This window comes from Streptomyces sp. NPDC044063 (assembly GCF_056434285.1).
The window spans coordinates 14843-28765 of the sequence record NZ_JBWKFM010000003.1; the positions used below are offsets into that span (position 1 = coordinate 14843).

Below are 13923 nucleotides of genomic sequence, written 5' to 3' on the forward strand. Positions count from 1 at the left end.
GAGCCCGGTCGGGCGCGGGGCTGGGCGGCGGCCAGGAACGGCATGAAGCTGAGCATGCGCCGGATCAGCCTGCGACTGCGGCTGATGCTGGTGTTCGCGCTGGTGGCGCTGGCCGCCGCGGTGTCCGCCTCGGCCATCGCGTACTGGCTCAACCGCGACGCGGTCCTCACCCGTACCCAGAACGCCGCCCTCGACGACTTCCGCAAGACGCTCCAGGACAACACCGGTTCGCTGCCGTTGCTGCCGACCTGTCCGGAACTCCAGGAGGCCGCGGACCGGATGGCGGCGACCTCGCAGAAGTACGAGGTGCTGCTGATCGGCGAGGTCAAGGGCGGCGGCACCTGCGCGGCACCCTCGGACCGGGAGCTGTTCACGCTGTCGGTGGTGCCGAAGACCCTGATCACGGCGGTCAACCGGGAGCGGAAGGTCGACGAGTCCAACCCGTACCCGTACCACCTGTACTGGCAGCGGATCACGCTGGACGGCAAGCCGTACCTGGTCGGCGGCGCGAAGGTGATCGGCGGGGGCCCGACCGGCTATCTGCTGAAGTCGCTGGAGAACGAGCGGGCCGACCTCAACTCCCTGGGCTGGTCGCTGGGCATCGCGACCGGGCTGGCGCTGATCGGTTCGGCGCTGCTCGCGCAGGCGGCGGCGTCGACCGTGCTGCGGCCCGTGCAGCGGCTCGGCGACGCGGCGCGCAGGCTGGGCGAGGGGAAGCTGGACACCCGGCTCCAGGTGTCGGGCAGCGACGAGCTGGCCGACCTGTCGCGGACGTTCAACAGGACCGCCGAGTCGCTGCAGAAGCGGGTGGAGGACCTGAGCTCGCGGGAGGCCTCCAGCCGGCGCTTCGTGGCCGACATGTCGCACGAGCTGCGCACCCCGCTCACGGCGATCACCGCCGTGACGGAGGTGCTGGAGGACGAGGCGGACTCCCTCGATCCGATGATCGCGCCCGCGGTGCAGCTCGTGGTGAGCGAGACCCGCCGGCTGAACGACCTGGTGGAGAACCTCATGGAGGTCACCCGCTTCGACGCGGGCACGGCCCGGCTGGTGCTGGACTACGTGGACATCGCCGACCAGATCACGGCGTGCATCGACGCCCGGGCCTGGCTGGACGCGGTGGAACTGGACGCCGAGCGCGGGATCATGGCGCGGCTCGACCCGCGCCGGCTGGACGTCGTCCTGGCCAACCTCATCGGCAACGCCCTCAAGCACGGCGGCTCGCCGGTGCGGGTGTCGGTACGGGAGACGGACGACTCGCTGGTCATCGCGGTGCGCGACCACGGTCCCGGCATCCCCGAGGACGTGCTGCCGCACGTCTTCGACCGCTTCTACAAGGCCAGCGCCTCGCGGCCGCGTTCGGAGGGCAGCGGGCTGGGACTGTCGATCGCCCTGGAGAACGCCCATATCCACGGGGGCGAGATCACGGCGGCGAACTCGCCGGAGGGCGGCGCGGTGTTCACCCTGACCCTGCCCCGGGACGCGTCCGCCATCGCGGACGGCGAGGGCTCGGAGACGTCCGGGCCGTCCGGGACCTCCGGCACGGCCGGCGACGGGGAAGGCGGTGCCGCGTGAGACGCGCCGTCCCCGCCCGGGGCGTCACCCTGGCGGCCGGCCTGGCCGCGGGCCTGGCCGGGCTGACCCTGCTGACCGGCTGCGGCATCCGGGGCACGGCCGTGCCCGTGGACGCCGGGAGCGCGCCCTCGCGCGCGACGTGCGTGGTGCGCCCCGGAGCGCCGAGCGCGCCCCCTGAGGGCAGCCTCACCATGTCCGTACAGCTGCTGTGCGGCTCACAGCTACTCCCCGTCACCCGGATGGTCACCGCGTCGGGCCCGGAGGACCCCGCCGCCATGGCGCGGGCGCTGCTGGACGAGCTCAAGCGGCAGCCCACGTCGGTCGAGGACGAGGCCGGCTTCTCCACCGAGGTGCCGCAGCGGCTGACCGTCGAGGGCCCGCGCCAGGGCGACCCGGCGGGAACCCTGCGGCTGGGCACGGCACCGGAGGAGCTGCCTCCGACGGCGCTCGCGCAGGTGGTGTGCACCTACGCGGGCACCCCGGCGGCCGACGGGAAGAGCACGGTGGTGCTGGGCGGACCCGGGGACGAACGGCCGAGGGGCTACGCGTGCACCGAGGAGACGCGCGCCCATCCGGAGGCCGTCCGGAGCGGCGGCGTCCCCGCCTCCTGAGGCGGGGCCGGGACGGCCCTGGAGCACCCCGGCGACCGGCGCTGACTCTCTGTACGCGACTGCGGAACCGCGCGCCCCGCGCGCGGCGTCCTGGGGGGCGTGCAGCGTCATGGCTTCGGCGGTTCGCCCGCCCTCCGATACCGCTACCGCGTGGCGGGCTGTGTCCTCCTGGCAGTGCACCTGGTGGTGCTCGGCTGGCTCGCCCTGCGGCCGCTGACCGCGCCCTGGGTGACGCCCGCGCGTCTGGAGCCGCTGGCCACCATCCGGGCCGATCTGGCGCTGAGTCCCTGGGACGCGGCGCGTTCGATAGGAGCGGGGGTGCTGCCGTTCGCCCCGCTGGGCGTGCTGCTGCCGTGGGCGGGCGGCCGGATCGCCGCGTCGACGGCGGGCTCGCTGGCCCGCACGGTCTTCACCAGCGCCATGTTCTCGCTGCTGCTCCAGGTGGTGCGCGGCGGTGTGGTGGGCCAGGTGCTGGACGTGGACGCGCTGCTGATGAACGTGACCGGGGTGACGGTCGCCCACCTCGCCGTCGTCCCCGCGGTGCGGGCCCGGCTACGCCGCAGGGGCGAGGCGGGACCTACCCGGCCCCTCCGCCGGGAGGAGCCGGATCGGGGTCTGACCCCGACGATCCCCAGGGTCGGGATCGCCCCCTAGAGTGACGCTTTGCCCTGTTCGGCGCCGTAGCGTTGAGGTCATCGGGGGAACCGTTCCCCCGGACGTCAGACGACAAGGAGTCGCCGCCATGTCCGCTCCGCTGGTCCGCCCCAGCCGCAACAGGATGATCGCCGGAGTCTGCGCGGGTCTGGCCGAGCGCTTCGGGACCTCCCGGACCACCATGCGGGTGATCTTCCTGGCGTCGTGCCTGCTGCCCGGCCCGCAGTTCCTGCTGTACATCGCGCTGTGGATCCTGATGCCGGCCGAGGGCTCCGCCCGCGCCGCCGCGAAGACCTCCGCCTGGTAACCCCACCGAAGCCGGACGAGCCGAAGCCGAACGACGCGAACGACACGACGGGCCGCGTACCCCTTGCCGGGGTGCGCGGCCCGTCGTGTCGTTCGTCCCGTGGTCCGCCCCTGAGGGGCGTGCTCGTCGCCGTGCGTCTCCGCTCGCCGGGGTCAGCGGCTGTTGGGGGTGCCCAGGCCGGGCAGGGAGAGGCCGTTGGGGGCGAGGGCCTTGGTGGGCAGGGCGCCGAGCAGGCCCGCGTTGCCCTTGTTGTCGGTGGGGGCGCCGGTGAGCTTCCGGGTCGGCAGGTGGGGCGCCAGCGCGATGTCGGCGGCCCGGGCGGACTGCTCCAGGACGCCCGAGCGGATGAGGTGGTCGCCCGCGACGAGCACCGGTCCGCCCATCGGGGCCGCCGGGGCCAACTGGGCCACCGGGACGCCCTTGGCCGCACCGGTGGCGGTGGTGGTGACCGACTCGAGTGTGCCGGCGGAGGCGGTACCCGCCGCGGCGACCGCGAAGGCGGCACCGAGTGCGGCGGCGCCGAGAGCCTTGAGAGATGCCTGCTTCATCGGAGATCAGTCCTCATGACGGGATGGCGGGAAATACCGGGCGGCTCCGCAACGTAGCGATGAGCGGGCCCCGTCGCAATGACGGACACGAAGACGAAATGCGGCCGGGACGCGAAGTCCCGGCCGCATTCACGGTACGACCACTACGGATTCCCTTCCGGAACCCTTCGTGGAATTGCTGGTCAGGCGCTTTCCGGCGCCGGCGGGAGCACCGCCGGACGGAACAGCCACTCGGACCTGAGCTCGGCGTAGCCCGGCTTGATCACGTCGTTGATCATGGCCAGACGTTCGTCGAATGGGATGAAGGCCGACTTCATGGCATTGACGGTGAACCACTGCATGTCGTCCAGCGTGTAGCCGAAGGCCTTGACCAGGTGCTCGAATTCCCGGCTCATGCTGGTTCCGCTCATCAGACGATTGTCGGTGTTCACCGTCAGACGGAAATGCAGATCACGGAGAAGTCCGATGGGGTGCTCTTCGTACGAAGTGGCAGCCGCGGTCTGGAGATTCGAGGTCGGGCACATTTCCAGCGGAATGCGCTTGTCGCGCACGTAGGACGCCAGCCGGCCGAGCGTGACCGTGCCGTCCTCGGCGATCTCGATGTCGTCGATGATGCGCACGCCGTGGCCGAGCCGGTCGGCGCCGCACCACTGGAGGGCCTGCCAGATCGACGGCAGGCCGAAGGCCTCGCCCGCGTGGATGGTGAAGTGGTTGTTCTCGCGCTTGAGGTACTCGAACGCGTCCAGGTGGCGGGTGGGCGGGAAGCCCGCCTCGGCGCCCGCGATGTCGAAGCCGACGACGCCGGAGTCGCGGTAGCGGTTGGCCAGCTCGGCGATCTCCAGCGCGCGGGCCGCGTGGCGCATCGCGGTCAGCAGCGCGCCGACGCGGATGCGGTGGCCGTTGGCGCGGGCCCGCCGCTCGCCCTCGCGGAAGCCCTCGTTCACGGCCTCCACGACCTGCTCCAGGGTGAGCCCGGCCTCCAGGTGCTGCTCGGGGGCGTAGCGCACCTCGGCGTAGACGACGCCGTCCTCGGCCAGGTCCTCGGCGCACTCGGCGGCGACGCGGATCAGCGCCTCGCGGGTCTGCATGACGGCACAGGTGTGCGCGAAGGTCTCCAGGTAGCGCTCCAGCGATCCGGAGTCGGCGGCCTCGCGGAACCAGACGCCCAGCTTGTCCGCGTCGGTCTCGGGCAGCTTGTCGTAGCCGACGGCGGCCGCGAGGTCGACGACCGTGCCGGGACGCAGACCGCCGTCCAGGTGGTCGTGGAGCAGCACCTTGGGGGCGCGGCGGATCTGCTCGGGGGTCGGGACGGAGCCCGCCCGGGAAGTCGCTTGAGAGGTGGTCTCGCTCGTCATTTCGGCACTCTAGCCCCTACGCGCGTAGATGTCGGCGAACGATACGGAACGGTGACCCATCGGCGGGGTGGACACCACCGGTCGTTCTGCCATCGTTGTCTGCCATGGTGCAGCAAGCGTTGCCGCAGCGGGATCCGGAAGGTCCGACTGGCCCAGTGGGGCCCGAGGGACGCAACGGTCTGGAGGTACGGGCGCGCGGGCGGGGACGGGAGGCCCCGGACACCGCCCGGCTGGGAAAACCGCTCGGCGCGGCGCGCGCCGGCGGCGATGTGCACGGTGTGGCGCTGCTCCTGCCCGGCGGATACGCCACCGGGCTGCGCCGGCCGCCGCCGCGCGTGGTGGCCGCCCAGCGGACGCTGGCCCGCCGGTTGCTCCGGGCGGGCGAGGCGGAGGGCCTCGTCCTCCACGTCCTCCGCTACCGCCACCGCGGCTGGAACGGTTCGGCCGCCCACCCCGTGGCCGACACCGCGTGGGCGCTGGACGAGGTGACGCGGCGCTACGGCGACGTACCGGTCTGCCTGACCGGTACGGGCATGGGCGCCCGCGCCGCGCTGCGGGCCGCCGGCCACCCGGCCGTGACGTCGGTGCTGGCGATCGCCCCCTGGCTGCCCGAGCCGGAGGCCGTGCTCGACCCCGAACCGGTGCGCCAACTCGCGGGCCGGCGCGTGCTGATCGTGCACGGCACGAACGACGAGCGCACCGACCCCGACCTCTCGTACCGGCTCGCCGAGCGCGCCAAGAAGATCAACCGGGACGTCTGCCGCTTCGAGGTCCACTCCGACGGCCACGCCCTGCGCCAGCACCGCCCCGAAGTGCTGGCGCTGGCGGCCGACTTCGTACGCGGCTCGCTGCTCGGCCACCACTACGCCCGCCCGGTGACGGACGCGCTGGCGGCGCCGCCGCCGCTGGGCCTGCGGATGCCGCTGGCGGCGGGCTTCGGGACGTCGCTGCGGTACTGACCGCGGCGCCGAGGCGTGACGGTTCCTCAGCGGTGGAGCAGGAGTTGTCCGCGGCGGGAGAGCAGGAAGCGCTTGAAGGCCGCCACCGGCGGGGTGTCGGGGTGCCCGTCCAGCCAGGCCACGCCGATCTCCCGGGCGGCGCGCGGCGCGGTGACCGTCAGCTCGACGACGCCGGGGCGCGGCACGGCGGGCGGCGGCAGGAGCGCCACGCCCAGCCCGGCGGCCACCAGACCGCGCAGCGTCTCCGGGTCCTCGCCCTCGAACGCCACCTTCGGGGTGAACCCGGCCTCGGCGCACAGCGCGTCGGTGATGCGCCGGAGCCCGTAGCCGGGTTCGAGGGTGACGAACAGCTCGCCGGCCGCCTCCGCGAGCCGGATGCGCTTGCGGGTGGCCAGCGGGTGGTCGTCGGGGACGACGAGCCGCAGCTTCTGTTCGTCGAGCCGCCGGGCGACCAGGTCCGGCTCGTCCGGCACCGGCGAGGTCAGACAGAGGTCGAGATCGCCGTCGCGCAGCCGCTCGATCATGGCCTCGCCGTAGTTCTGGACGAGCTGGAAGCGCACCCGGGGGTGGTCGGTGCGGAAGGCGCGGATGAGCTCGGGTACCGTCTCCGAACCCATGGTGTGGAGGAAGCCGAACGCGACCTTGCCGGCGGCCGGGTCCGCGTCGGCCCGTACGGACTCGGCGGCGCGGTCCACCTCGGACAGGGCGCGGTCGACGGTGGCGAGGAAGGTGCGGCCGGCCGCCGTGAGGGAGACCGTCCGGCCGTGCCGGGCGAAGAGGGCGACGCCCAGGTCGTGTTCGAGGCGGGCCATTGAACGGCTGAGAGTGGACTGCGGCATTCCGAGCTGATGCGCGGCCCGGGTGACATGCTCGTGCCGGGCCACGGCGACGAACTGCGCGAGGCGCGGGGTGAGCGTGACGGCCCACGAGTCGGCCTCGACATCAGCTGTCACAGGAATGTCTTTTTTGTTGCCGGCCGATGACAAGGGCCCGCCTGACCTGCGTTCATGCAACACAGGATCGATTATCGCCATTCTGTGCATTGGACGCATCAGATGGGGCCTGCCTACGGTCTTCCCATGCCTCCTGCCGATACCGGGGCATCCGTCGTCGTCGCGCGTTCGGGTGCCTTCCCCTCGTCGTCCCTACCCTCCGATGACACCCGGCTGGTCCCGGGCGGCCCCGGCTACCGCCGGATGAGCTTCGCGCTCTTCGCCGCCGGAGTGGCCACGTTCGCCCTCCTCTACTCCACGCAGGCCCTGCTCCCCGCGATCTCCGACGACCTCGGTGTGACGCCCGGTCAGGCCAGCTGGACCGTCTCCGCCGCGACCGGCGGCCTCGCCGTCGCGGTCGTCCCCCTCAGCGCCCTCTCCGAGCGCTTCGGACGGCGTACGACGATGACCGCGGCCCTGTGCGTCGCAGCGCTGATCTCCCTCCTCGTGCCGTTCGCCCCCGACCTGGGCTGGCTGACGGCGCTCCGCGCGGTGCAGGGCGCCGCGCTGGCCGGCGTGCCGGCCTCGGCGATGGCGTACCTCTCGGAGGAGGTCCGCGCCAAGGCCCTCGTCGGCGCGATCGGCCTGTTCGTGGCCGGCAACAGCATCGGCGGCATGGTGGGCCGCATCCTCGCCGGCTGGGTCGCCCAGGCCTGGGGCTGGCGCGCCGGCCTCGCCGCCGTCGGCGTCCTGGCCGTGCTGTGCGCCCTCACCTTCCGGCTGATGGTCCCCCGGGCCCGCCACTTCACCCCGGCCCCGGTCTCCGCCCGCGCTCTCGGCCGCACGGTCGGCGCCCACCTGTCCGACCCGCTGCTGCGCAGGCTGTACCTCATCGGCGGCCTCTTCATGACCGTCTTCGGCGCGGTCTACACGGTCATCGGCTACCGGCTGGCCGAGGCGCCCTTCTCCCTGCCGTCCGGCGTGGTCGGCTCGATCTTCCTGATCTACCTGGTGGGTACGGTCTCCTCGGCCGCCGCCGGCAAGCTGGTCGGCCGGATGGGCCGCCGCGGTGCCCTCTACCTGGCGGTGGGCGCCACCACGGCCGGCCTCCTGCTGACCCTGACCTCGTCGCTGGCCGCCGTGCTGCTGGGCCTCGTCCTGATCACCGCCGGCTTCTTCGCGGGCCACGCCGTGGCCTCGTCCGCCGTCAGCAGGGCCGCCAAGAGCGGCCGCGCCCAGGCCTCGGCGCTCTACCAGACCGCCTACTACCTCGGCAGCTCCGTCGGCGGCACCCTCGGCGCCCTCGCCTTCCACGCCGCCGGCTGGGACGGCACGGTGCTCCTCGGCTTCCTGGCCATGCTCGGCGCCGTGACCGTCACCCTCTGCGGCACCCGCCAGGCCCTGGCGGCCCGCCGCACGGCCCCGGTCGCGACCCGCGCCACCCCGGTCGCGGGCCGCGTCTGACACCACGGGCCCGCCACCCGGCCCACCCCGGAGGCTCGAAGGCCCCGCTCCCCCGCCACCTGTCCTGGCGGGGAGGGCGGGGCCTTCGCCGTGCGACTGTGCCGCCGTGCGGCTGTGCGACCGGCCCTACTCCTCGATCGCGCCGCCGACGCCGCGGAGGTGGTGGCGGAAGGTGTAGGACGGGTCGGCGGCGCGGCGGGTGAGGTACGCGTCGAACGACGTCTGGTGGCGGAGGGTGTCGCCGGACCTGATCCTCCGGGCCTGTTCGCGTTCGGTGCGGCGGATGGTGCCGGCGGTGGCCAGGACGTCCTCGATCCGGTCCGCGGGGACGAACAGCACGCCGTCGTCGTCGGCGAGGACGACGTCGGCGGCGCCCACCATGTGCGGACCGAAGCGGGCCGTGGTGAGGGCCTCGGGCTCCCGCGGGTCCACGCGGGTCGGGCCGGGCGGGTAGCTGCCGTAGCTGAAGACCGGAAGCCCGATCTCCATCAGCTCCGGCGTGTCCCGGTGCAGTCCCCAGACGACCATGCCGGCCACACCGGCGGCCTCGGCCTCCAGTACGGCCAGGTCGCCGACGCAGGCCTCGTCCGTCCGGCCGCCGTTGTCGACGACCAGGACGTCCCCGGGCGCGGCGTTCCCGAACGCCTCCAGGAACACGTCCACGCTGCCGTAGTGACGGGCGGGCAGGACCCGGCCCGCGAGGCGGTGCCCCGGTACGACCGCCCTGACGCCGGCGGGGGCGACGCGCAGAGGGACGCCCTCGCGCACACAGGCGTCGGCCACGAGGGGCGTGGACAGCTCGGCGAAGGCCTTCAGCGACATGACGGGCTCCTTCCTGCGGCGGGGCCGGTCCCCCCGGTCGCCGGTCACGCTACTCCGCACCGCGGCACGCCGGGGGTCCCGGGCGTGCCGCCGTTCCGTGCGGGAGGCGTCAGCAGGTGCTGGTCCAGGTGTGGGAGCCGCCGTGGTCGTTGGCGCCGCCGTTGTAGCCGACCTCCTGGCCGGGGGCGAGGCAGATGGTCACGCGCCCGAGCAGCTTGCGGCCCTCGTACACCTTGACGTGGTCCTTGACGCCCGGGCCGGAGACGCCGTGGTTGGCCCACGACGAGTCGTGCTTGAACATGTCGCCCTCCCACCAGCGGTCGTCGCCGCTGTGCTCGATCTTCATGCCGGTGAAATTGGCGTCCGTCCAGACACAGAAGTAGCCGCTGCGGCACTGCGCCGCGTCGGCGGTGGCCGAGGTGGCCAGGACGGCTCCGGTGGAGATGAGGGTGGCGGCGACGAGGGCGATGAGGCGCTTCACGGTCGTGCTTCTCCTTCGTGTGCGGGATTGTCGAGCAGGGTGGTGGCCTGGGCGAGGGCGTGGGCGCGCAGCCGCCGCCAGTCGGCGATCTCGGCGCGGTGCCGGGCGCGGACGTCGGCCATGCCGCGGTGGGTGTGCTCGGCCTCGGGCCGCAGGTTGTTGACGATCACCGAGGCGCGGAACCAGCGGGGCTGGTCGCCGTAGAGCCGGCGCTGGGCGGCGGCCAGGCAGCCGTCGGTGTGGGCGCGCACGACGTAGCCGGTGGGCAGGGCGACGCTCAGCTCCGGCTCGCCCGAGCCGAAGAGGGCGGAGCCGACGCGCCGTTGGTCGGCGGCCGGGGCCGGGCTCCGGCCGGGACCGGGGGGTGTGAGGCCCTGGCGGGTCAGACAGGCGTCGGTGAGGCGCTGGGTGGCGGCCTTGATGACGTCGTCCGGGGCGGGCCGCGGGCCGGTCGCGGGGTGGGCGCAGCCGGACAGCAGGCCGGCCGTGAGGAGCAGGAGCCGGGCCGTCAGGGCGAGTTGGCGCATGTGAGCAGTCCCCCGGTGGTGGCCGATCCTGGCAAGAGCCACACTCCCCACCGTGTGCGCCGGCATGCGTCGTATCACCTGGAGAGGTGATCGGCGCGACTGTTGATCGACCGGCGCTTTTGCGGTCTCCGCAAACTTTCTGGTCGGGCGTTGCCGGCTGATCCCAGCATGGGACCGCAGCCCATCCCCGACCCGAGGCGGACCCGTGACCACGACATCCCCGGCGGCTCCGGCCGCGTCGGGACCGACCGACCGCCGGCGCTGGACGGTGCTGGCCGTCTGCGCGCTGAGCATGTTCCTGGTGGGGCTCGACACCACCATCGTCAACGTGGGGCTGCCCGTCATCGGGCGGGGCCTGGGCGTGGGCACCGGCGGCCTGGAATGGGTCGTGGACGCCTACACCCTGGTCCTGGCCAGCCTCCTGATCGCCTCGGGCTCGCTCGCGGACCGCTTCGGGCGGCGTCGGGTGTTCCGGTGCGGGCTGGTCGTCTTCGGTGCCGCCTCGGTCGTGTGCGCCCTCGCCCCGTCGCTCGGCTGGCTCGTCGCGGCGCGCGCCGTCCAGGGGGTGGGGGCATCGATGCTGAGCCCGGTGGCCCTGGCGATCGTGGTGAACGCGATGCCCGACCCGCGGGAGCGGGCCCGGGCGATCGGCGTGTGGGCGGCGGTGTTCGGGCTCAGCATGGCGGCGGGGCCGGTCACCGGCGGATGGCTGGTCGCGGCGTTCGGCTGGCGGTCGGTCTTCTGGATCAACGCACCGGTCGTCGTCATCGCCCTCGTCCTGGTCGCGGTGTTCGTGCCGGAGTCGCGGGGGCAGCGGGCCCGGCGGCTCGACCTGCCCGGGCAGGCGCTCCTCACCCTGGCGCTGTGCGTCGCGGTCGGCGTCCTCATCGAGGGCCCCCGCATCGGCTGGACCTCGGCCCCGGCCCTGGTCTGCTACGCCGTGACCGTCGCCGCGGTGGCCGGGTTCGTCCGGGTCGAGCGGCGTAGCGACGACCCGCTGATGGACCTGGGGCTGTTCCGGCGGCCGCTCTTCTCCACGGCGGTGCTGGGCGCGGTGGCGGTATTCGCCGCGCTGAACGTGAGTCTTCTGCTCACCACGTTCTCCCTCCAGCACGCCCGCGGCTGGACGCCGCTCGCGTCGGGCCTGGCGACCCTGCCCATGGCGCTCGGGGCGACCGTGTGCGCGCCGTGGTCCGGGTCCCTGGTGGGGCGCGTCGGGCCGCGCCGCCCGCTCGTCCTCGCGGGCGCCTTCACGGCCGCCGGCGGCCTCTGCATGCTGGACCTGGGTCAGGACACGGGCGTTCCGCGGCTTCTGCTGGCCTACCTGCTGATCGGCGTCGGGTTCGGCTTCGCCAACGCGCCGCTCACCAACACCGCGGTCGGCGGTCTGCCGCCGTCCCGGGCCGGCGTGGCCGGGGCGATCACCTCCACAGCGCGGCAGGTCGGTTCGGCGGTCGGCATCGCGATAGCGGGCGGCCTGGTCGGCGGCGTCGCCCCCACCGGCCTCGCCCACGCGTCCCGGCCGGGCTGGCTGCTCGTCACGGCCTGCGGCCTGTTCCTCCTCGTCGTGGCCCGCGCCTCCCGGCCGGCGCCGGCACCGCCGGCCGGGAAGGCGGCCTGACGCCCTGATCCGGCACCGGCTACTCGACGAAGTCGCTCCAGAAGGGGACCGTCGCCCGCGGGTCCCAGCCCTCCGGATGCTCGTGCTCCGGATCGAACTCGCGGTCGATGTAGTCGGGCAGATCGGCGCCGTAGTAGATCATGTCCTGGCCGGACCAGATCGAGAGCACCGGATGGCCGGAGCTCCCCCTGCCGGCGGGCAGATGGCGATGGGCGTAGAGCGGCACCATGACGGGCACCAGCGCGAGCCGGCGCTCGGCCTCCGCCAGCGCCTCGTCGGCCGCCGCCGGGCGGGTCCCCCAGGAGGCGGGCCAGAAGCCGTCCTCGACCGACCGCAGCACGGCCTGGACGGGCCGCGTGAGCTGATACCGGAGTTCCTCGGGGTCGCCGTCGCGCCAGTCGGGCCACGGGCTGGACCAGGTGTGCTCCTCCCCCAGCGGCTCTCCGTTCACCGGCAGGCCGGCGGCCAGGAAGGCGCGGTGGTCGTCGGCGAACGTGAAGCCGTACTCCTTCTCGACGCGGTCGAACTCCTCGTCGGTGAGGCCCGGCTCGATGCGGCAGCAGTCGAGCCGGGCCAGGCGGCGCGCGGCCTCGGTGCCCAGCCGGATTCCATTGGTGTCGATCACGTCTGAACGGTAGTACGACGTGCCGGCGGCACCGCCCGGGCATGGGAAAAGCCCCCGCCGGGGCGGGGGCTTTCCCTGGGGCCGGACCGGCGGGAGCCGGTCGACCGGCCCGTCAGGCGATGCGGTCCAGCACGATCGGGTTCGGCGTGAAGGCCGTGCCCGCCGCGGAGATCTCGACGCCGCCGTCGAGCGCCTTGAGGGCGTAGTCGAACTTCTCCGGGGTGTCGGTGTGCAGCGTCATCAGCGGCTGGCCGGCCGTGACGGTGTCGCCCGGCTTGGCGTGCAGCTCGATGCCCGCGCCGGCCTGCACCGGGTCCTCCTTGCGGGCGCGGCCGGCGCCCAGGCGCCAGGCGGAGACGCCCACGGCGTACGCGTCCATCCTGGTGAGGACACCGGACTCGGTGGCGGTCACCACGTGCTGCTCGCGGGCGACCGGCAGGGTGGCGTCCGGGTCGCCGCCCTGGGCCTGGATCATGCGGCGCCACACGTCCATCGCGGAGCCGTCCGCCAGGGCCTTGGCCGGGTCGGCGTCCTTGACGCCGGCCGCGTCGAGCATCTCGCGGGCCAGGGCGATGGTCAGCTCGACGACGTCGGCCGGGCCGCCGCCGGCGAGGACCTCGACGGACTCGCGGACCTCGAGGGCGTTGCCCGCGGTGAGGCCGAGCGGGGTGGACATGTCGGTGAGCAGCGCGACCGTCCTGACGCCGTGGTCGGTGCCCAGGCCCACCATCGTCGAGGCCAGCTCACGGGCGTCCTCGATGTTCTTCATGAAGGCGCCGGAGCCGACCTTCACGTCGAGGACGAGGGAGCCGGTGCCCTCGGCGATCTTCTTGGACATGATGGAGGAGGCGATCAGCGGGATGGCCTCGACCGTGCCGGTCACGTCGCGGAGCGCGTAGAGCTTCTTGTCCGCCGGGGCCAGGCCGTCGCCCGCCGCGCAGATGACGGAGCCGACGTTGCGCAGGACGTCCATCATCTCGTCGTTGGAGAGCAGCGCGCGCCAGCCGGGGATGGACTCCAGCTTGTCGAGCGTGCCGCCCGTGTGGCCGAGGCCGCGGCCCGAGAGCTGCGGAACGGCCGCGCCGCACGCGGCGACGAGCGGGGCCAGCGGCAGGGTGATCTTGTCGCCGACGCCACCGGTGGAGTGCTTGTCCGAGGTCGGCATGGGCAGCGAGGAGAAGTTCATCCGCTCGCCGGAGTTGATCATCGCCGCGGTCCAGCGGGCGATCTCCGCGCGGTCCATGCCGTTGAGCAGGATGGCCATGGCGAGCGAGGACATCTGCTCGTCGGCGACCTCGCCGCGGGTGTACGCGTCGATCATCCAGTCGATCTGCTCATCGCTCAGACGGCCGCGGTCGCGCTTGGTGCGAATAACGGAAATGGCGTCCATCAGCACATTTTCCTTAGGTTCGTAGTCCTCAGGTCTTTCCGGGGCCGGAAAG

The 13923-nt window shown here is 73.5% G+C and carries 15 protein-coding genes; 7 read left to right on the forward strand and 8 right to left on the reverse strand.

The genetic code is table 11. The features are described 5' to 3' along the window. Positions 1-42 precede the first annotated feature (42 nt). The 4 genes from AC07BS_RS05330 (at position 43) to AC07BS_RS05345 (ending at position 3147) form a co-directional block, all read left to right on the forward strand. Entirely contained in the window at positions 43-1575 is a 1533-nt protein-coding gene (locus AC07BS_RS05330; RefSeq protein WP_478645999.1) for an ATP-binding protein, read from the forward strand. Then, entirely contained in the window at positions 1572-2186 is a 615-nt protein-coding gene (locus tag AC07BS_RS05335; protein ID WP_478646001.1) for a hypothetical protein, read from the forward strand. Before AC07BS_RS05330 ends, AC07BS_RS05335 begins: the two co-directional genes overlap by 4 nt. A 99-nt stretch (positions 2187-2285) precedes the next feature. Beyond that, the gene (locus tag AC07BS_RS05340) at positions 2286-2840 is read left to right on the forward strand and encodes a VanZ family protein (protein WP_478646004.1); all 555 of its coding nucleotides are present in this window, start codon (positions 2286-2288) and stop codon (positions 2838-2840) included. Positions 2841-2928: 88 nt separating this feature from the next. Next, complete coding sequence (locus AC07BS_RS05345) at positions 2929-3147, forward strand: PspC domain-containing protein (RefSeq protein WP_478646007.1); 219 nt, start codon at positions 2929-2931, stop codon at positions 3145-3147. 152 nt (positions 3148-3299) lie between these two features. Here the strand turns inward: AC07BS_RS05345 and AC07BS_RS05350 are convergent, their stop codons facing one another. Then, entirely contained in the window at positions 3300-3695 is a 396-nt protein-coding gene (locus tag AC07BS_RS05350; protein ID WP_478646010.1) for an ATP-binding protein, read from the reverse strand. A gap of 182 nt (positions 3696-3877) precedes the next feature. After that, entirely contained in the window at positions 3878-5050 is a 1173-nt protein-coding gene (locus tag AC07BS_RS05355) for an adenosine deaminase (RefSeq protein WP_478646013.1), read from the reverse strand. Between the two features lie 278 nt (positions 5051-5328). Here AC07BS_RS05355 and AC07BS_RS05360 point away from each other — a divergent pair, with 278 nt between their 5' ends. Continuing rightward, on the forward strand, positions 5329-6009 hold the full coding sequence (locus AC07BS_RS05360) for an alpha/beta hydrolase (protein ID WP_478646717.1): 681 nt from the start codon (positions 5329-5331) through the stop codon (positions 6007-6009). Between the two features lie 26 nt (positions 6010-6035). Here the strand turns inward: AC07BS_RS05360 and AC07BS_RS05365 are convergent, their stop codons facing one another. Further along, on the reverse strand, positions 6036-7025 hold the full coding sequence (locus tag AC07BS_RS05365; RefSeq protein ID WP_478646016.1) for a LysR family transcriptional regulator: 990 nt from the start codon (positions 7023-7025) through the stop codon (positions 6036-6038). A gap of 63 nt (positions 7026-7088) precedes the next feature. On the opposite strand from AC07BS_RS05365, the gene AC07BS_RS05370 reads away from it, so the two are divergent. Further along, entirely contained in the window at positions 7089-8405 is a 1317-nt protein-coding gene (locus AC07BS_RS05370) for an MFS transporter (protein WP_478930361.1), read from the forward strand. A gap of 126 nt (positions 8406-8531) precedes the next feature. Here the strand turns inward: AC07BS_RS05370 and AC07BS_RS05375 are convergent, their stop codons facing one another. The 3 genes from AC07BS_RS05375 to AC07BS_RS05385 all read right to left on the reverse strand — a co-directional run bounded on the left by AC07BS_RS05375 (position 8532) and on the right by AC07BS_RS05385 (position 10235). Continuing rightward, positions 8532-9227, reverse strand: coding sequence for an RraA family protein (locus tag AC07BS_RS05375; RefSeq protein WP_478646021.1), 696 nt, complete (start codon positions 9225-9227; stop codon positions 8532-8534). Between the two features lie 109 nt (positions 9228-9336). Next, positions 9337-9708: a peptidase inhibitor family I36 protein gene (locus AC07BS_RS05380; RefSeq protein ID WP_478646023.1), complete on the reverse strand. Its 372-nt coding sequence runs from the start codon at positions 9706-9708 to the stop codon at positions 9337-9339. Then, complete coding sequence (locus tag AC07BS_RS05385) at positions 9705-10235, reverse strand: hypothetical protein (RefSeq protein ID WP_478930363.1); 531 nt, start codon at positions 10233-10235, stop codon at positions 9705-9707. Before AC07BS_RS05385 ends, AC07BS_RS05380 begins: the two co-directional genes overlap by 4 nt. 205 nt (positions 10236-10440) lie before the next feature. Here AC07BS_RS05385 and AC07BS_RS05390 point away from each other — a divergent pair, with 205 nt between their 5' ends. Then, positions 10441-11856, forward strand: a complete 1416-nt coding sequence (locus AC07BS_RS05390) for an MFS transporter (protein ID WP_478930365.1) — start codon at positions 10441-10443, stop codon at positions 11854-11856. A gap of 19 nt (positions 11857-11875) precedes the next feature. On the opposite strand, the gene AC07BS_RS05395 is transcribed toward AC07BS_RS05390, so the two are convergent. Further along, entirely contained in the window at positions 11876-12481 is a 606-nt protein-coding gene (locus AC07BS_RS05395; protein ID WP_478930367.1) for a hypothetical protein, read from the reverse strand. A gap of 112 nt (positions 12482-12593) precedes the next feature. Continuing rightward, entirely contained in the window at positions 12594-13877 is a 1284-nt protein-coding gene (locus tag AC07BS_RS05400; protein ID WP_478646034.1) for a thymidine phosphorylase, read from the reverse strand. Positions 13878-13923 lie beyond the last annotated feature (46 nt).